At 38.2% G+C, this 20,282-nt stretch carries 13 protein-coding genes; 3 read left to right on the plus strand and 10 right to left on the minus strand.

Annotated elements, in window-relative coordinates; translation table 11 throughout:
* The first annotated feature begins 31 nt into the window (after positions 1-31).
* Both AB3I34_RS12080 and AB3I34_RS12085 read left to right on the plus strand, forming a co-directional pair.
* Positions 32-1,213, plus strand: a complete 1,182-nt coding sequence (locus tag AB3I34_RS12080; protein WP_002372884.1) for a hypothetical protein — start codon at positions 32-34, stop codon at positions 1,211-1,213.
* Positions 1,214-1,313: 100 nt separating this feature from the next.
* A complete protein-coding gene (locus AB3I34_RS12085; protein ID WP_002396642.1) occupies positions 1,314-2,753 on the plus strand; it encodes a helix-turn-helix domain-containing protein in 1,440 nt (479 codons plus the stop codon).
* Between the two features lie 5 nt (positions 2,754-2,758).
* On the opposite strand, the gene AB3I34_RS12090 is transcribed toward AB3I34_RS12085, so the two are convergent.
* The 9 genes from AB3I34_RS12090 to gst all read right to left on the minus strand — a co-directional run bounded on the left by AB3I34_RS12090 (position 2,759) and on the right by gst (position 13,160).
* The gene (locus AB3I34_RS12090; protein WP_085444177.1) at positions 2,759-5,311 is read right to left on the minus strand and encodes a cation-transporting P-type ATPase; all 2,553 of its coding nucleotides are present in this window, start codon (positions 5,309-5,311) and stop codon (positions 2,759-2,761) included.
* A gap of 149 nt (positions 5,312-5,460) precedes the next feature.
* The gene (gene sstT, locus AB3I34_RS12095) at positions 5,461-6,723 is read right to left on the minus strand and encodes a serine/threonine transporter SstT (protein ID WP_002355037.1); all 1,263 of its coding nucleotides are present in this window, start codon (positions 6,721-6,723) and stop codon (positions 5,461-5,463) included.
* A gap of 128 nt (positions 6,724-6,851) precedes the next feature.
* Positions 6,852-7,235: a potassium channel family protein gene (locus tag AB3I34_RS12100; RefSeq protein ID WP_002355036.1), complete on the minus strand. Its 384-nt coding sequence runs from the start codon at positions 7,233-7,235 to the stop codon at positions 6,852-6,854.
* 116 nt (positions 7,236-7,351) lie between these two features.
* Positions 7,352-8,311: a restriction endonuclease gene (locus AB3I34_RS12105; protein ID WP_002395860.1), complete on the minus strand. Its 960-nt coding sequence runs from the start codon at positions 8,309-8,311 to the stop codon at positions 7,352-7,354.
* Between the two features lie 23 nt (positions 8,312-8,334).
* Positions 8,335-9,075, minus strand: a complete 741-nt coding sequence (gene truA, locus AB3I34_RS12110) for a tRNA pseudouridine(38-40) synthase TruA (protein ID WP_002355033.1) — start codon at positions 9,073-9,075, stop codon at positions 8,335-8,337.
* A gap of 111 nt (positions 9,076-9,186) precedes the next feature.
* Complete coding sequence (locus AB3I34_RS12115) at positions 9,187-10,968, minus strand: DNA-binding protein (protein ID WP_085444178.1); 1,782 nt, start codon at positions 10,966-10,968, stop codon at positions 9,187-9,189.
* A 151-nt stretch (positions 10,969-11,119) separates the two neighbouring features.
* The gene (locus tag AB3I34_RS12120) at positions 11,120-12,046 is read right to left on the minus strand and encodes an anti-sigma factor (protein ID WP_002406041.1); all 927 of its coding nucleotides are present in this window, start codon (positions 12,044-12,046) and stop codon (positions 11,120-11,122) included.
* 2 nt (positions 12,047-12,048) lie between these two features.
* Entirely contained in the window at positions 12,049-12,513 is a 465-nt protein-coding gene (locus AB3I34_RS12125) for an RNA polymerase sigma factor (protein ID WP_002355030.1), read from the minus strand.
* Between the two features lie 137 nt (positions 12,514-12,650).
* Positions 12,651-13,160: a DinB family glutathione transferase gene (gst, locus tag AB3I34_RS12130; RefSeq protein WP_002370068.1), complete on the minus strand. Its 510-nt coding sequence runs from the start codon at positions 13,158-13,160 to the stop codon at positions 12,651-12,653.
* Between the two features lie 329 nt (positions 13,161-13,489).
* Between gst and AB3I34_RS12135 the strand changes: the two genes are divergently transcribed.
* Entirely contained in the window at positions 13,490-14,893 is a 1,404-nt protein-coding gene (locus AB3I34_RS12135; RefSeq protein ID WP_002387350.1) for a dicarboxylate/amino acid:cation symporter, read from the plus strand.
* Between the two features lie 69 nt (positions 14,894-14,962).
* Here the strand turns inward: AB3I34_RS12135 and AB3I34_RS12140 are convergent, their stop codons facing one another.
* Complete coding sequence (locus AB3I34_RS12140; protein WP_105223226.1) at positions 14,963-19,714, minus strand: polysaccharide lyase family 8 super-sandwich domain-containing protein; 4,752 nt, start codon at positions 19,712-19,714, stop codon at positions 14,963-14,965.
* Between the last annotated feature and the right edge of the window lie 568 nt (positions 19,715-20,282).

A 20,282-nucleotide genomic window follows, 5' to 3' on the forward strand; every position in this document is an offset into this window, starting at 1 on the left:
TAGTAAAATGTCATTTTTTTGGAGCGATCATATGAAAAATAAATCGATCAATTACGAAGCCGTTTTAGCTCTTGTTGTAAAAATTTTTTTGGGAATGTTCCTGTATTGGATCATGAATGGCTTTCGACATGTGTCTAACTTTTTTCCTTACAATGACGTAGTTATCAAAGTGAATCAGCAGGGATTTTACAAATTTATCTATTTTGTTATGAACTTCACGGAAGGGGAATTTTACGGTGGACTTTTTACAACGCTTTTCTTACTAATCGGCGGTCTGATTGCTTGGCAACTTTATCGGAAAAATTCAAAATGGCAGGGATTTGCAATTGCTGGTGGCTCTGGTGCTTGGCCTTGGGTACTTGCTTCTCAGCTACTTTCCCTCTTTTTAACTATTTATGTTTTTGATTTTACACGCTTTTTTACAAAAGAAGTGTTGTGGTTACCAACGTTTATTGTGGTGGTCGGCACGCCGCCAGCTTTAACGCTCGTTTATGGTCCTGGCTGGAAAAAATTAGGAACGATTTCTCTGTTGAGTGCGCTTTTCACCTTTCCGTTTGCCAATTGGCTGAATGCGCAATTGATGCCCCTTTTAAATGTACCTGGGACAGTTTCCAACGTTACCACAATGGCTTTTGTTGGCTGGATTGTTTCAGCCATCTGTCATCAACTTCCTTGGATGGTTCCTTCTGTTGCACCAATCGCTCAGAAGCGGCAAAAACAACCTAAAATTGAAAATACGCAAACCTTTCAATGGTCAATACGACGCACTTTTGCTGACTTCTCCGAAGCTTGGTTTTATGGAAATGAGTTAGTTGGGGGTTTGGTAATTCTAGGCGTTTTAACAGATTGGTTTGTCAATATTAATCATATTACAAATGGTTCTGGCTTGGTTCCTGACATTTTAATGGGACAAATGATTGCTTCGGCTGTTGGTGTTTTTCTTTATCGAAAACATTTCGCTGAAGAAGGTTGGTATCCAACGTTTATGCCACTGGTCAGTATTGTTCCTGGTGTGATTTTAATGATGGGTGGTGGCTTTTGGCTTTCCCTGACCATCGCTGTTTTAGCAGGAATCAGTGCGGCCCCTGTCGGTAGCTATATTGCTAAACGATTACCTCCGTTTGTTCCTGGTGCTGTCGGCTTTGTATCAGGAATGGCTGTTGTAACCATTTTATTGTCAGCCGTTTTGCATACATTTGATATTTTTGTATAGTGAATAAAAAGAAGCGAATGACGATTCGCTTCTTTTTTTAATTGACCAATCCCCTTTTTATCCGTATTCTTAAGCAAAAGGAGGTTTTGCCATGTACTCCATGTTAAAACGTGTGATAACGGAAAAAGATTTGCTTCGGCAAATTCGTTTGTTGGAACAGTTATTAAATGTTCCTCAGCTGACAGCCAAGCGTTTAGCCACGCAAATCCAGACGACAGAGCGAACCGTTTTTTCGGATTTACAGTATATTCGCAGTCAATTACCCGCCGACTGGTCCATTGAAACCGATAGCAGTGGTATTCGGTTACGTAATCAGGGGAATGCGCAAACCAATGAGCTTTGGTCATTATTTTTACCTCAATCCATTAGTATTCAGCTATTAAAAGAGCTACTATTTACGAAAGAGTTAGTAACAACTTCTTTTTTGAGCACTAGTGGTGTTTCTTATGAAACTTTGAAGCGACATATCAAAAAAATGAATCAGGCCTTACGTGATTTTCATTTAACGATTCAATTAACCACAACGACCATTCAGCTAATCGGGGCAGAAAGCAATATTCGGATTTTTTATCACCGTTTGTTGGTGCCTTTTACTCATAATAATTATTTTTTTGACGATTATTCTATTCATGAGGAGCATTATTTTCAATTTTTGAAACAAGTTTACAGTAGTGAGTTGACGGTGGAAACGGAAGAAATTTTTGGCGCTTGTTGGTTTTTTATTAACACGATTCGCAACAAAGCCAATTGCCGAGTGAGTCAATTTTCTTTTGACTCAAAAGATGTCTTGTTTCAACTTTATCAACCATCCTTGGCAAAGCTTTATGCTTCTGAAGGCATCTATTTGCAAGGAGAAGAAAGTTTTTTTGCCTTCTTTTGTTTCTTAGAAAGCTGGAATTACGATAATGTCTATGGCGAAACGTTGGCTTCTGCGCTCCACACTCATTACAGTCAGCTGCGAAAGTCGTTACAACAGTTTGTCACTAATTTGTCCACTGAAGAAGCCCGGCCTGATTTAATCCAAACAAATTTATTGGATAATCTGTTATTGTTATTCATTAAATATACCGAGTCCCCAACACTTTCTGAGCAATTTCAATTGGAATATCAAGAATTAATGACCGAACAAGCCGCGGAGGACCTTGCGTTATCAAAGAGCAACCAAGAACTTTTGGAGATTTTATCTCGCTACACCACGATTGAAGAACCGACTTATTTTCTTAGTTTGGCTTCTTTGTTAGAAAAACAAGCCAGTTATTCCATTCAGGCGCAAACGATGACTGCCTATTTCCTCTTTCAAGGGGAACCTGCTTGGAAAGCTTTTTTGCAACAAGAATTAGCTGCTTATTTAGGTACTCGTGTGAAATTACAAGCTATTGAATATGTGGAACTAAGCCAGTTGACGTTAAATGAAGCCGACATAATCATTTCCAATTTTCCCTTGGATCATCTTGATCTTCCTGTCTTTTATCTCTCTTTAATACCAACAAAAAATGAACTCCGCCGACTAGCAGAGCTCACTCTTCATTCTTATTTTTAAAGGAACTAGCGAGGACATTCGCTAGTTTTTTGGCTTTCTTTCGTCATGAATCGTTTGGTTATATATTTTTCCCCTTCGACAAGGAAAAACAGACTCACAACATGGACGAAAATCATTGCTAATTGAAGGCCATTTAAAGAAGTTGTACCAATTAATTGCTGCGCTACTGGCCAGTAAACTACTAGCGCTTGTAGTAAAAAGAGGATTCCTAATGAAGCAAACAACACTTTATTTTGGAAAAAACCTGTGCTTAACGACGGATCAACCAACTTACGACAGTTGATCATATACGCTGCTTGCGCTAAGACGATACTTTGTAAGAGGAACGTTTGCTGTAAGGCTTGGCCCTCAAATTGTAACGCCATGAGGTAACCTGGTACCATAATGAGTACCGACACATAGACGATTCTAAAAATACTGTACTTTGTTAAAATGCCTTCATTGACATCTCTTGGTGGTCGTTTCATAGTATCAGCACTCGCTTTTTCAAAACCTAATGCATAAGACAAAGTAATCGTAGTTACCATGTTTACCCATAATATCTGGACAGGTGTCAGCGGTAGAGGATGATTCATTAAAAGCGCCCAGACAACAATTAAACCTTGTGCTAAAGAGGTTGGCAAGAAGAAAGTAATCGTCTTTTTCAAGTTATCAAAAATGCGGCGTCCTTCTTTCACGGCCTTAGCAATCGTATGGAAATTATCATCTGCCAAAACCATATCTGCGGCTTGTTTGGTTACTTCACTTCCTTTAATTCCCATGGCAATTCCGACATCAGCTTTCTTTAGTGCTGGCGCATCGTTTACACCATCGCCGGTCATTCCGACAATTTCGCCATTGTTTTGTAACGCCGTGACAATTCGTAATTTATGTTCTGGCGTCGTTCGTGCAAATACATCGACTTTTTGAACATGCTGAGCTAATTCTTCATCTGACATAGCATCAATTTCTAATCCTTCAAGGACTTTTTTCGTATGCTTTAAACCAACTTGCTCGCCAATGGCTTGCGCTGTATCTTTATGGTCTCCGGTAATCATTTTGACGGAAATACCTGCTTCTTGAGATTCTTTGACGGCTTGAATGGCACTTTCTTTTGGCGGATCGATGATGCCTGCCAGTCCAGCAAACGTCAATCCTGACAATACTTCATGTGTCAGTTCCTGTTGTGACGTAACTGTCTTATAAGCGAAACCTAATACCCGTTGTCCTTTTTGCGCTAATTGCGCAGCTTGTGCTTGCCAATCACCTTTTTGATTATCAGATAACGTAGAAAGTTGTAACAATACTTCTGGCGCACCTTTGACATAAATAATTGAACCTTCTGCTTGCGGATGGCGAGTGGCCATGTATTTGTAACTTGAACTAAACGGAATTTTCTTTTCTACAGGGCGTAAAGACAGTTGATCCTGATCAACATATTGTAATAAAGCTAACTCGGTAGGATTCCCTTGTAAGTCGGCGATTTTTTGTTGGTCTTGTAATTTCAATTCTTGACAGTTGGCCATAATCTCTTTGACAATGGTCATTTCTTCAGTCACTACATCCATTACCGTCATTTCATTTTTAGTTAGCGTTCCTGTTTTGTCTGAACAGATAACTGTCATTGAACCTAATGTTTCAACGGAAGGCATGCCTTTAATAATCGCATTTTCTCTAGCCATCTCATGAACACCCATCGATAAAATCATCGTTAACACAGCAGGTAAGCCTTCTGGAATCATTGCTACAATTAATGCAATCATCGCAGAAAATAAGAGGCTCCATTCCATGCCATGACGAAAAGTGGTAAAGAAAATCAGAAACACGATCAAGACCATAATCCCTTGGAAAATTTGCTTGTTTAATTGGTGCATTTTCCGCACGAGCGGCGTTGTTTTTTGATCTACTGACTGCAACGCGTGATTAATTTTTCCAACTTCAGTGGAATCTCCTGTTTCTACTACAACACCTAAGGCTGAGCCCGCTTGGACAAGTGTTCCTGAAAAAGCCAAATTCTTTTGATCGCCTGTTGGCAATTCCTCATTCAAGGAACCGGTAATTTTCTCCACGGCTTCTGATTCACCTGTCAAAATTGATTCTTCAATCATCAGATTATGAACATCAAATAAGCGCAAATCTGCTGGAACTACATCGCCAGCTTGTAACGTGACTACATCTCCCAGAACCAATGTTTCAGAAGAAACGGTTGTTTTTTGTCCATCAATTAGAACGACTGCCTCTTGGCCCATCATCTGTTTAAGGCCGTCTAATGATTCTTCTGCTTTACGCTCTTGCCAATAACCGACAAAGCCATTGACAAGCACCACTAGAAAAATGATACTTCCTTCGACCACTTCGCCTGTGGCAAATTTTAGAATTGCGGCAGCGAGTAAGACCATCATTAGTAAATCTGTAAAATGTTTGGCTAGCTTTTGCCACGTTTTCAGTTGTTGTTTTTCTTCAATTTTATTTGGACCATTCGTTTGTAAACGTTGCTGACGTTCTTCGCTAGAAAGACCCGTTTGCTTCGTCTTAGTCTGCTCGATTACTTTTGTTGAGGAAAGTTGATACCATTTCATTTCGTGTACCTCCTATTTACTTGATACCTTTATTATAGAGAGGATTTTCTTCACAAAATGGTCGATAATTTCAGTGGCCCCTGAAAAAAATGGGGCCGAGATTATTAAAGAAAAGAACAACCAGCATTTTAGCGGGTTGTTCCTTTCTTTTAAATATTTTCTTGTTCGACCACCAATTGACTTTTGCCAATTAATGCTTTGACATCAATAATTTCACCATTTTTACGTCGGTCTGCTAACTCAACTGAGGTGGTAAACAACAAGTCACTAGAAGAGTTCAACGCTGTTTCAATGGAATCTTGGACTACGCCGACGATAAAGCCAACGCCGACGACTTGCATGGCAATGTCATTGGAAATGCCAAACAAACTACATGCAAGCGGAATTAACAACAAGGAGCCGCCAGCAATTCCTGAAGCCCCACAAGCAGAAACAGCGGCGATGATGCTCAACAATAAGGCTAAATAGATTGGCACGGACATGCCTAATGTGTGGACTGCCGCTAATGTCATAATGGTAATCGTAATGGCTGCGCCACCCATATTAATCGTTGCGCCTAGCGGAATAGAGACCGCATAAGATTCTTCATTTAAATCCATTGCTTTCGCCAATTCCATATTAATGGGAATATTGGCCGCAGAACTGCGTGTAAAGAATGCGGGAATCGCACTTTCCTTTAATACAAAAAAGACTAACGGATACGGATTTTGCCGAATATTCCAAAAAACAATCGCTGGATAAACGACTAAAGCAACCACGGCCATCGTACCAATTAACAATAATAGTAACTGACCATACTTGGCTAACCCTGCAATGCCTGTTGTTGCCACCGAATGAAACACCAAACCTAGAATTCCAATTGGCGCAATGCCGATAATCATTTGAACGACCGTGGTAATCCCTGTTGAAAGATTGGCAATCACATCCTTGGTAGCGACCGAACTTTGACGTAACCCAATACCGATTAATGAGGACCAAAATAAAACAGATAAATAATTGCCTTCAATCATCGCTTGAATCGGATTTTGGACAACGCTTGTTAACACATTGCTTAAAACATCACTAAGTTGCGTTGGGGCTGCTTGCGCTTCCTGCGCCGCCTCCAAGACAATCTTAACGGGAAACAGATAGCTTGCCGTGACGGCAACAACAGCTGCCAAAAATGTCGCTAACAGATACACAACTAAAATTGATCCAACATATGTTTTCGCCCCAGCCTTTTGTTGGGCTAGCGACGCAATAATTAAGACAAAAACTAAAATCGGCGCAATTGCTTTTAAGGCGCCCACAAACAATTCACCAAGAACGCTGATGAAGGTCCATTCTGGCACCAAGAAACCCAAGGTGGTTCCAATCACAATCCCTATCATGATTTTTTGAATTAACGATAATTTCCGAATCGCTTTGACCATTCACTTCACGCTCCTTTAAAATAAAATACAGTTTGGGACATACTACCATAATTATTAAGATAAAAAAAGAGTGTTTCTCAAAAAACTTTCATTTTTCGAGAAACACTTGGTCAACTCATCAATTTCGTCTATTTTTCTGAAGACTTTTCCGCTGAATGCTCTTTGTTTTTATGGTGATGGTGGTGATGACTTTGTTTAGAATACAAGTAGGATTTTGCTACGACCGAAATAAACATAGCCATAATCCCCAAGCCTACTGTAGCATAAACCATAGTGAAGATTTTTCCCAAGTCAGTAACTGGATGAACATCTCCATAACCAATCGTGGTTAACGTCATGAAACTTAAATATAACGAATCTAATGGCGACAATTTTTCCACTGTTGAATAAAAAATAGTCCCACTCAACAACGTGGTTGCCAGTAAAAAGAACAAGGCACGAGTGTCTTCTTTTTTTAAGATACCTAAAAAAGATGAAAATAGTTTTTTGACAGAAATAAGTAAAGATAGCAAAAAAATGACCTCTTTCTATTGTTAATCTCTTCTTAACGTTAGCACTTTTTAGATAAAGTTCAACTTTTTAATTGGTGTGGTTAAAGAAAATTTATTTTTTTGTTATTTATAATAAGCTAAAGCTCATCTTCAAAGTAATCATTATCAATTCTAAATAGCTTGTACGTCTTGGCTATTTCTACACCAACACCAAACTCTAACATGAGCTCTGTTAATTTAATACCATCTATTAAAACTATCCCTTGATTTTTGGCAAATTCGTGCGCATTAGCACTAAAACTAGAAGTTGTTATAAAAACTCCTCTATCTGCATTTACAGCAGCTAAAGCGCCATAAAATCCTTGTATAGCAGGGCGACCAATGGTATTAGTTTCGTGATATCGCTTTGCTTGAACATAAACAGTACTAGTTCCTAATGGATCCTGATTGATGATACCATCTATTCCACCATCATTTGATTTGGATGTAACAACTGCCGTTCCGTGTTTTCCACTATATCCCATTGTCTCCAATAAATGTATAACTAGCTTTTCAAAAAATACTGGCTCCACTTGTTGAACTTTATTTAATAGTTCAATCGCAATTTGATTATTTTGATTGTTGATCATATCCTCAATGTCTATTTTAGCACTTTCAATTGGTGCGCTTGCTTCGATAGTAGTCGTTCCAACACGATTATTCCGTTCGACTAATTCTTGCATATATTTTTGATATGCAGGTTGTTGTTCCAAAAGTTTTCTATTGATTTTTTCACCATAATTATTTAATAAATCCAAACCTAGTTCTGTTATTTGATACATACCTCGTTTAATCCGTTCAACAGCTCCAGCTTTATACAAATCGCTGATAGCAAAGCTGAAACGATTTGCTAAAATCCCATCTCCTTGAGGGTAGTTTGGATACATCATTGAGGCAATTTCATCCGGAATATCTAAGAACTGAATAATACGCTTTAAAATGATCTTTCTGTTCAGTACATCTCCATCTTTCAAAACTTCTAAAGTATATGGCATTAATGATTCAAATGTTGGAATACCTTCATTAGACGCTTTTAGTTTTCTCCAATCTTTATTCACTTTTCCCCCACCTCTAAAGTTGTTTATTTATAATACACTTCATCTAAAAACAATCCTTGTGCAGGAGCCGTTTCACCTGCGCCTTCTCGGACTTTTGTTGCGAATAATTCGTCAATTATCGCTAATTCTTTGGTGCCTGCACCAATTTCTAAAAGTGTCCCAACGAGGATGCGGACCATTTTATGCAAGAAACCATTGCCCACAAAAGTGAACTGTAACATTTCGCCGTTTCTTTCAATCGTAATCTTTTCAATCGTTCGAGTAGTCGATTTTTTGGTTTTTTTCAATGCTGAAAAACCAATAAAATCATGGGTCCCTATTAATTTTTGGCAAGCTTGTTCCATTTTTTCTTGATCCAACGCTTTGGGAAAGTGAAAACTATGATACCGTTCAAAGGCATTAGGAATTGGGCTATTCCAAACATAGTAGCTGTATTGTTTGCCTGTGGCGTTATACCGTGCATGAAAACGTTCAGGCATTTCTGTAACTTCTTTAACAACAATATCGCCAGGTAAATATCGATTTAAAAAGGATAACATTTCGGTTGTTGTTAGTGAACTAGTCGTTTTAAAATTCGCTACTTGACCACGTGCATGTGTGCCGGCATCCGTTCTGCCTGAGCCAATAATTTCAATCGGTTCACCTGTCATTTGTGTTAAAATACTTTCAATTTTCCCTTGAATCGTTTTCTCTGAATTACCTAGTCGTTGCCAACCTGAGTATCTTTTACCATCATATTCAATGGTTAATTTTATGTTGCGCATGGGCGAAGCTCCTTCGTATTCTTTTTCTCTCTTATCATAGCAGAAATAGGTGGATTTTTCTTCTTTTCCAAGAATAAAACACCTCTTTTCCATAGAAAAGAGGTGTTTTATTTAGTTTAATCCTGCAATTTTCAATTCTTCAACATTCGCTGCTTTAGCATTTTCAGTCACTACGGCTTTAAATGTCACTTGGTCGCCCTCTTTTAAGAATAGCGCCAGCGGACTGTTATTAGTCGTTACGCTAAAAATGGTTTTTTCATCTTCTAGTAAAAATGAAACTACCGTTTGCGCTTCCCCAGCTACTACTGAGACACGAGCTACTTTACCTTGCATCGTTTTCAAGTTGGCTTTGTCTGTATTTTCATTGTTACTTCCTTTGGTTACTAACTCAATTCGATAAGCGTCTAATGCGCCTTGTGCCGTGTCTGCATCAATCACAATATCATTATCTACGGCGTTTATATAGACATATTTTTTGAAAATCCCTTTACTGTCCATTAACGAAACAATCCACGTTGGCACGCCATCAATGTTATAAAGGACTGGCATACTAGCTTTCCATTTCTTTTCTGGATAAATTTTTGAGGCGATAGAAATGGCGCCATCACTATCCATAATGCCGACTTTAGTATCACGATAATACGTAACTTGACCTGTTCGGGCATTGATTAAGGAGTAACCTAAAGCGGAATCTTGGTCTTTTTCACTACTTGTAAAGTCCGTAAAATAAAGCAACTGATTCCCTTCCTTGTTCATCATCGGCGTAATTTGTCCTGATGCATAAATACCATTTTCAGTTGGAATTTTAACATCTTTTTTGGCACCAAACATTGTCTGGTTCCACCAGCCTTGACTGTAACGACCAAAGAATTCATTTAAGCTATTCGCCGCTGAACTAGTAATCGGCGCATCAACGAAACTTGGGGCTTTTTGACTGTCATAAACGTTAACTTCTCCTGTTGTAGCATTTAATACCGCCGTTTTAAATTCATTATAGTGCATGCGACCAGAAACCCCATACTCTTTGTAAAGCGTTTGAATATAATAAGGATTCCCTTGGTCGTCCAGCTCTAAATTGATTGTGCCAGTTGCTGCATAACCTGGATAAGCGGAATAAATTTTTCGTGCAGCATCTTTGCCAAAGTAAGCTGAAGGAGTATAAACAATTGGTTTTTCTACAAATTCTGGCTGTGCGTTGATATCTGTCGCACTAATGATGAAATAGCCAGGTACTTCCCCCAGTTTTAGCCATTTAAAGAAGCCATTAAATTCGACTGTTGCTACATATACATACTCGCCATTGACAACTTGTGCCGTTATACCATCCAAAGTAAACATATTGGAATTGGGAATGACAGAAAATTTCTGTAACATTTTTCGTTTCGCCGTTTGTGGTGCAATCGCAATGGGTGTTTCTTTCGCCGAAGTTAAAACTTCAGCTTTTTCTTCCGTTTTTAAAGGAATTGTTTGATAAATTTCATCAATGGAAGAAATTCTGGTAATACTACTGACAATGGTCAACAAAATCATTGCCAAAACGGCAACACCCAAAATTTTGCCAGACCAGTCTTTGTTAGCCGTTTTGTTGGTATTCTTGCCTACTTCTTTGCGGCCCTTTTGGATACCAGGAACTTCGACTTTACTAGCTAAGCGTGTACTTAATAACACCCCACTAGCAATCACTGCGCCAATCAAATTAATCCACAACACAGTTGAAAGATTTTTACTTGGCAAAGTCACAAATAAAAAGATACCTAACAAGAGCAGTTCCATCACCATTAATAGAATAGTCCCTTTACTCTTTTTCCCTTTATTCGCTACAATGTTGGCGCCATTCGCAACTAAGATCCCGATACCAAAAAATAACGTTAACCCAATAAAATTAAAAAACATTCACTTGCCCTCCTCATAGATAAGTAAAAAAAGTGCTCCCACGCATTGTAGAAGCACTTCCTGTGATCCATTCTATTATAACGTTTTCTATTTTTACTGACAATATCGTTGAAGCAAAATCAGTCGGAAGGCTTAGAGTTCTGAAGAACATTTATTTCTCTGGCTGAATATAAGGAACGATAGGTGCGGTCACGCCAATTGAAGCACCACGAACAAAAGGTTCATTTTGTAAGGCTTTGAAATTTTTGGTTTGTCCGGTGAGCATGACTCCCCAAATAGGTAATTTTTCGACTTTTTTATTTTTATTTTGTTGGATAAACTTTTGGCCTTCTTGGTTGTCAGCAAACAACGGGGATTTTTCTAAGGTTTCAAAAAAGTGTTGCTTGTTATTTTCAGGATCAAATATTTCGTTGTGATCGTCCATGCTTAATTGAAAACCATAAGGCAGCGTACCAGAAGGACCTTCTGCTTCATTAACCGTTTCGGAGTAAACATAGAGCCAAACTAAGTTGACATTGCTCGGTAACATTTTGCGGACTTCTTCATATGGATAAGGTTTATCAAAAGAAATCGCCACTTCCGCTACTTGGTTTTCCATTTTATCTAATTCACTTAATTCGTTTTTGATACCACCATAGTAATTGGTAATCGCTGGGTTATAAAAAGATGCTACTTTCTGCTTGGTTTGTCGGTTGTATTCATAAAAATTCTTAGAAGAATAATAGCTACCAGGATAGACTTCATTCCAGTCAATCGAATTTCTGAAAAAGCTATATCTGCTACGTAAATTACTCCACTCCACCGTGTAACCATCAATATTTTTTGAACGATTAGTTACAACTTCGCCCCCAAAAGGCGAACTATTAGCAATTACTTGGGAATCTAATTGAGTGTTTGGTGAAGCAATCATTTCTTGATCATTAATTACTTCTAGTAGGGTATGATAGTTTTTCGTCGAAAGTTTATCCATTCCCACAAAAAAACCGACAAACAATACAGCAAAACTAACAACGGTTATGGCACCAATCACGATAAATTGTTTTCTTTTCGCTTTACGAATACTTTTTTTTAAATCCACTTCTATTCCTCCAGTTCTTTTTTTAATTTTTGACGTGTGCGATACAATTTTTTGCGAACATTTTCAACAGATAATTCTAAAATCAACGCAATCTCGGCATACGATAATTGATAATAATATTTCAAAAGTACTAGTTCTTGTTCCTCATCTTTTAAGGAATCGATCAATAATAATAACTCTTGCCCTTCCATTTTTTCTATTGATTGTACAGGATGGCTGTTTGCCACAAAAGTGCGTTCTCGTTTCTTTTTTCGATACATCGTAATGTAGTAATTAAATGTTACTCGAAAAAACCACGGGCGTAGATTTTCTGATGTAATTTCAGGTAATATTGAAAAAATCGTTGTATACGTTTGCGACACTGCATCTTGTGCATCTTCAAGACTTGCTCCTCGGCGAATCAAGACTTGGATGACTTCTTGCCCCAAAGAAAATAGTACTTCGTCAAAATTTGCCTCCTTTTTCATCTGATTTCTCCTTTCACTTATACAACGTTTCAACTAGGGAAAAAGTGGACAGTTCTTCGTTCATTATTTTTATGTATTTTTCTCTCAATAAAAAATGCTCCTGCTTAAGCAGAAGCATTTTTGTTTTTACTTATTTATCATTTTCCAATGACTAATCTTCGTGTATAAACGGCTTGCCCAGAATGCATCACTGCATCATCAATCACTGAAACTAAACGCACTTGTCTAGTCACCGGCGGGGTCCAATTTTTATCAATTACGTCTGACAATTGTTCTTCTTTGATTTGGTCTAAATAGCTTTTGGTAAGTGCCACACTAGCAGCCAAATAGTCACTAAGCAATTGCTTTTCTGCCACCACGACTTTCGCCGCTTCTTCTGGTGTGTGATGCCAGTCTTCTGTCTCATCTGGCAAATCCAAGGCAAATTTTTCTGTCCAGTGTTGGCTAAGCCATAACGGCTCACTATGATTAAGTGCGGAAATTTGTAGGTCTAATTCTCTGGCTGTGTGCCACATCAGCCAAGTAACAGACTTGATTAATGGAGCGGGCATCGTGTTTGCTTCGGCAACGGTCATTTGCGCAAGTGTTTCTTCAAAACGTTCATGCGCTCGGTCAAGGGTTTCACTAGAAAGTTGAGTGACTTTCATAAAAATACCTCCTTTGTGTTGGTGCCTGTTCTTTCGTTTCTATTTTCTATTATACTGCAAAAGAATCCGTTGTAGTTCTTTTTTGGCTGCGGTATCTGCGGAAAGGGTAAAGATCACTTTCTTTCTTCAAAAATAACCCCCCTAAGTAAAAAAGAATTGACAATTCTCGTAGTTTCCCTTAGTATGTGGAAAAGTACCTTTAAGATAGTCCGAGAGGCTAACAAGGCAAAGTTCTGTAAAATTCTGTATTTTTGTATAGTGAATGATACGAGACGTCTTGCCCTTTTTTGTGTGCAAGGCTTTTTTTGCGCGGTGCTTAATCAATTTATTTGGGAGGCAACAAAGTGGAAAAGAAAAAACGTGAAGTGAAAGGTATCTCATTTACCAAAAAAATGGTGATTTCATTGGTGGGAGGATTAATCGTTGGGCTCGGCTTTTTATTTTTAAGAGAGCACCTTATTCGCAGCAATCAAGGCGCCGTGTGGCAGACAATCAATCAGATTCTTTTCCAAGATATTTCAGATCCTGAAAAAGGACAATCTGCAATTGGACTTTTCTATATTATTGGTCAACTATTTATTAACGGCCTACAATTAGTGATTGTGCCGATGGTCTTTACTTCAATTACTTTAGCCATTTGTCATATTACCGATACGCAAAAATTAGGACGAATTTCCTATAAAACAATTTTCGGCTTTTTATCGATGTCACTGATTGCTCTATTAACGGCTGGAATTGTGGGCTATAGCGTATATTTAACTGGCGCTTTTAATGTGTCGTTATCTGAAACGCTAGCTCCTGTCGAAGTAAGTACGAGCGGCAACCCATTAATGGTGATTGTCAATGCTGTCACGAAAAATATTGGTTCTGCATTTAGCGACAATGGTGCGATTTTAGCCGTTGTTGTGTTGGCAGTGATTACTGGTTTATGTATTAATGCATTAGGAGATAAAATTCGTGTTTTCAAAAAATTAATTGAAGAAGTCAATGCGATGGTCACGTTATTTTTAACCTTTGTAATTACTAAATTTGCTCCTATCGCCGTCTTTATGTTGTTAGTTCGGACGTTTGCTTCTTACGGGATTGATTATTTAAAACCAGCGTTAGTCTACGTCGTAACAACGACAGCGACGCTCTTAGCCTTTTTGATGATCGGTTACCCATTATTTATCTTATTTGCGACAAAATTAAATCCTGTTCCTTTTATTAAAAAGATTATGAAAGTTGTGGTCTTTGGATTTTCTACTTCTTCTTCGGCGGCCACTTTACCGTTAAATACAAAAACAACGGTTGAAGAGTTAGGTGTCGACAGCGATGTTGCCGCCTTTGTCTTGCCGTTAGGAATGACTATCAATATGAACGGCACAGCGATTATGCAAGTAATTGCGGCTATTTTTGTGGCGGGCGTAGCTGGTTATGAAGTGACACCAGCTAATATTGCCTTGATTGCCATTTTAGCTTTAATGTCATCCATCGGTACACCGGCGGCACCTGGCGCTGGCGGGATTATCCTTTTCACTATTTTAACTGGTTTAAACTATAACAATGAGATTGCGATTGCGACGTATTCATTGATTTTAGCCATTAATCGTCCAATCGAAATGCTCGTTACTAGCCTAAACGTGGTTGGTGATAGCGCCACTGCGATTTATGTCGCACATTCGGAAGATTTGTTGGATGAAGCCACTTATCTGACTGATGTCGCTGACTTGCAAAACGCGGAAGCGGAGTAATTAATGAAAAAGCAGACTTCTTGTATGGAAGTCTGCTTTTTCTTATGTTTTTAGTGACTCCGTAATTTTTTACTTCTTCGATTTACTTTTACGAAAAACTAGAAGACACCCACTGGCTATAACTAGAAGGCCAATAATCACAAGCGCGATCGATTTCTTTTCTCCTGTGCTCGGTAAAAATTGGCTAGCTTTTCTGAAACCACCTTGGCTTGATGGCTTAACTTGTTTCGTACTAGTTTGATCAACTCCCGCACTAGTATTTAAGTGTCCATTATTCCCCCCATTTTTTTGCTCCTTTTTATTTTCCCCACTATTTTTCAATGTTAATTGCTTCACTGCCGAGCGTAGTTTTGCTTCTGCTTGGTCTACTTCTGCTTGCGTTGCTGTTGTTTGATCTGCCACAGTTTTCGCTTGCTGCAATGCTTCGCTGTAGACTTTCCAGCTGCTTGCGGTGTAGTCTTTTTCTTGATGTTTCTCGTTTTCTTTGATGATTTTCAACAAGTTGGTTTTATCTACTTCTTTAGTTGGCACTTTTACCAATTGCTTCACCGCCGAACGTAGTTTTTCTTCTGCTTGGTCTACTTCTGCTTGCGTTGCTGTTGTTTGATCTACCACAGTTTGTGCTTGCTGCAATGCTTCACTGTAGACTTTCCAGCTGCTTGCGGTGTAGTCTTTTTCTTGGTGTTTCTCGTTTTCTTTGATGATTTTCAACAAGTTGGTTTTATCTACTTCTTTAGTTGGCACTTTTACCAATTGCTTCACCGCCGAACGTAGTTTTGCTTCTGCTTGGTCTACTTCTGCTTGCGTTGCTGTTGTTTGATCTACCACAGTTTGTGCTTGCTGCAATGCTTCACTGTAGACTTTCCAGCTGCTTGCGGTGTAGTCTTTTTCTTGATGTTTCTCGTTTTCTTTGATGATTTTCAACAAGTTGGTTTTATCTACTTCTTTAGTTGGCACTTTTACCAATTGCTTCACTGCCGAGCGTAGTTTTTCTTCTGCTTGGTCTACTTCTGCTTGCGTCGCTGTTGTTTGATCTGCCACAGTTTGCGCTTGTTGCAATGCTTCGCTGTAGACTTTCCAGCTGCTTGCGGTGTAGTCTTTTTCTTGGTTTTTCTCGTTTTCTTTGATGATTTTCAACAAGTTGGTTTTATCTATAGTTGGTACTTTTACCAATTGCTTCACTGCCGAGCCTAGCTCTGCTTCTGCTTGGTCTACTTCTGCTTGCGTTGCTGTTGCTTGATCTACCACAGTTTGTGCTTGTTTCAATGCTTCGCTGTAGACTTTCCAGCTGCTTGCGGTGTAGTCTTTTTCTTGGTTTTTCTCATTTTCTTTGATGATTTTCAACAAGTTGGTTTTATCTACTTCTTTAGTTGGCACTTTTACCAATTGCTTCACTGCCGAACGTAGTTTTTCTTCTGCTTGGTCTACTTCTGCTTGCGTTGCTGTTGCTTGATCTACCACAGTTTGTGCTTGCTGCAATGCTTCACTGTAGACTTTCCAGCTGCTTGCGGTGTAGTCTTTTTCTTGATGTTTCTCGTTTTCTTTTATGATTTTCAACAAGTTGGTTTTATCTACTTCTTTGGTTGGTACTTTTGCCAATTGCTTCACTGCCGAGCGTAGTTTTGCTTCTGCTTGGTCTACTTCTGCTTGCGTTGCTGTTGTTTGATCTGCCACAGTTTTCGCTTGCTGCAATGCTTCACTGTAGACTTTCCAGCTGCTTGCGGTGTAGTCTTTTTCTTGGTGTTCTTTTTGTTCCTGAATTAATTTTTCTAACGCTTCTTTCGTTACTTCAGGAGTTGTTTTAACTGTGATTGAACGCGAGCTGCCATTTAACCCCGCACTATTTAAAGTGATAATATTTTGGTCAACAGAAATTTCTGGGTCCGCTATGACTACTTCAAGAATGCCCTTATCAAATTCAATAGAAACGGATGCATTATTTTGTAAAGGATTCGCAAGAGTTAAGCGATAAACACCGTTATCAATTTTTTCTGAAATAACCGACATTGGATCATACGCATACAGTCCTGCAATTTCTTGGTCATTATTCCATGTATTCATCATGACATAATTACCTGCTTCGATGGCTTGTAAGCTTGCTGTATTTTCTAGAACAGTATAGCCTTTGTTTTTAGAAAGAGCTGCGATTTCTTCATTCGTTTTCCCAACCACTGTTAAATATTCGTAAGTACCATTTTCAACAGCCTTGCCATAATTTTTACTAATTTTAGCAAATGTATTTGTATAGGTTTTATCATTAACAAAGTATTCGTTAATATCTCCGTAGCGACCAGAGCGTTCTTCTATTTGAACATCAAGGGTATTCATTGAATTAGGAAAAACATAGCCAATGTTATTCAATGGATTCGCTGCGCTTAAACTAATCCAAGAATTATCTTTGTCTGAACCTTGGTTAAGCTTCACTTCCTGTGGATGAATCATCCGATTATCGAGGATTGTTTCAATCGAAGCATCTGTCGTACCAGTAATGCCACTTCCCAAATTAATGATTTGACCATCTAATAGGAACCAAGATTTTTTAGCAACTAAGTTCATTCCTTCATTACTTTTATCTAAAAACATTCCTATAGAGGCAACCTGTCCATTATTTGAGCCACCTACCCATGACTGGGGACTGCGTTTCCCTGTATAAGCACCATTTGCCAATTCTCTTGTGTCAACTGTCGTTCCTGGTAATCGATATGGATCGATCGTTGCCCAGTATCCTTCATCAAACTGAGCAAAGTCTTGATTGTATAAATAAAGCATGCCGTCTGCTGTATGCCAGCCTTTTTTATTTTCCGTATTCCCAAATTCATAGTTTCCGACACGTTGTGAATACATACTAATACCCACCGCATATTCGTTATTTTTCTGTAGGACTCGATCCATCGAACCATATACATTTAAAGATTGCATTGGTGTCGCTTGGGCAGGTAACGCACTATTCACCACATTTTTCAAGTCAATTAACGCTTCAAAATCTCTTGGTTTTTTAAAGAAATGATAGTATGACCCACTTTGTTGAAGCCACGTTTGGATAGATGTATAAATGTCATTTCTTAAATTTTCTGGTGCAAATTTTGCAATTAAGGTTAAATTAGCTATTGTTTCTTTACCCGATTCAAACTCTGTAGTAAAAGGATTCGTTTCTGGCGCTCTGGAAATACTTCTACCAGAAACCATCGATGGCATTTTTCCATTTACCATCAATTGTAAGTAACCTTTATCAACAACATTAAATAAATTACTAATGTTAGGGTCATTCATCTCCCAGTCGGAACCTTTTAAAATAGTCTGAATTCGTCCAAACCCTTTTAGCAACTCATTCCCGTAACTGCCGTTGTACGGAAAATAACCATGTTGAATCAAGGAACCATCAGGATATAAGCCATCACCAGAGGAAACACTTTTTAAAACGGACGGAACAGCTTCTTGTACTTGTACTAGGCGTTGATTATCTTCTAACAAAAGTCCAGTACCTAAAACGGTGATTGAAATATCTGTTAAGTTAGCCCCTGTTGCACGATAAATTGGCCATTGTATGTTTGGATCTTTTGCATACAGCATCAGCGGAGCAGTAAATTTATTTAATTTTTCTGCATCTGTATTCAATAGGTCATCATGTAATAAAATCAATGTATCTGTTAGCGGCTGCGCGGAACCAATTTGCCAATCCCACCAGTTACCTGTGTAATACGTTCCATTGTATTTTTTTGTATCAATCATAAATTCAATGCCTTTAACAATCGCATCATAAACTTCCGGTTTTTCAAAAAGCTCACTTGATGGTTCATAGTAGCCTAACGCTAATTTTTTAATATTGGTAAATTGAGTCGTGTAATCAGCAGACACTGTATCCGATGGTTTTCGTTCCCACAAATACCCACGATCTGCTGCTTGATTAAGCGTTTGCCACAATGCTAAACTCTCCGTAGCAATCTGGGCACGATACTGTTGCACATCTGCATCGTTATCATACTGCGTTGTACCCAACAATCGCATTTTCCATTTTGCTCGCATTTCCGCATATTGTTTATTTTCTGCTACAACAGTCACAGGAATTGTATCACTAATTTCTGTTCCTTTAATTTTGACTGTTACTTTCGCTTCACCACTCTTAACTGCTGTTAAATTACCCGTTTGGTCAACCGTCACAATGGTAGGATCACTACTTGACCACTCAATCTGATCCTCTGTGATATCTACTCCAGCTGGTGACACTTCAAAGGCTAGCTGTTGCTTTCTTTTTTCACTAATAGTCAGGTTCTCTGTTAAAAGTTTAATCGCTTCTGGCAGTCGTTTTTTTTCATATGCTTCAAACGAAATAATACTTGAACTGTAAAATTGCTTATTTGTGTGTTGCCACATTTTCATCTGCTGATATTTTACAAAACGTGCTTGTACATTATTGCCATCAATATATTTTTTAGTAGGTTGGCCACCTTTCCCATTCTCTTCTTTAAAGATAGATTGATAGCTTTCACCATCTGTTGAAACTAAGATTTCATACACAGGACTTTCTGCATGCAACTGTAAAACGAGTTCGCCAATGTTTTTTACTTCACCCAAATCAACAATTAACCATTGTTCATCTTGCTTATCAGCGGACCAGCGTGTTGTTTCATCGCCATCGACAGCTTTTTCGCCAACAAATTGAGGGTATTTCCAATTCTCTCCAATTTTTCCTCCTTCCACACCAGAATATGTCACTTCTTTTTGTAAAAATAAATCAGTTATTTCTTCTGCAGAGGCACTCATCGCAGTTAGCGAGAAGCCTGTAAGCATGAAAGCAACAACGACTATTATTTTTTTAATCATATTTTTCCCCATATCTTTCTATTTTTAAGCAACCAATCCGACTTTTCCAAACACTTTTTTCTGATAATTTAATCAACTTCCTCCTCTACTAAGTATTCTATATAAAAATTAGGCATGAAAAGACAACCTAAAGTAATTACTTCAGACAGACTTTTCATGCCTAGTTTTCCCTAGTCACATGAAATATTATACATGTTTACGCTTTCACTTTAAGGTAATTTTTGGTTACTGTCAATAGCGTTTTCTTCATTAAAGAGCTTATTCAACTTTTCACGTTAAAAATATTGATTTTTATGATAATCCCTTAATTTTTTCTCATTTTAAAATAATAATTATGGGTGCTGAACCTGTTTCTGAGGCACAACAATCGGACAATTTTTTTGAAAAAACGAGAGGAATGACCATTGTTTTTTGCCATTCCTCTCATTTTTATTTATTGTTTGAACGGTAACATTGCTCTCAAACCAGTTTGATTGAATTTTTTTATTTTCTATCAGACAAACAGACTAAAGATATTTTACTTCATATATTTTTCAAGCAATGACTTGATTCATAGAACTTCCTGAGC

The sequence above is a fragment of the Enterococcus sp. C102(2024) genome (genome assembly GCF_040888205.1).
GTDB lineage: Bacteria > Bacillota > Bacilli > Lactobacillales > Enterococcaceae > Enterococcus > Enterococcus faecalis.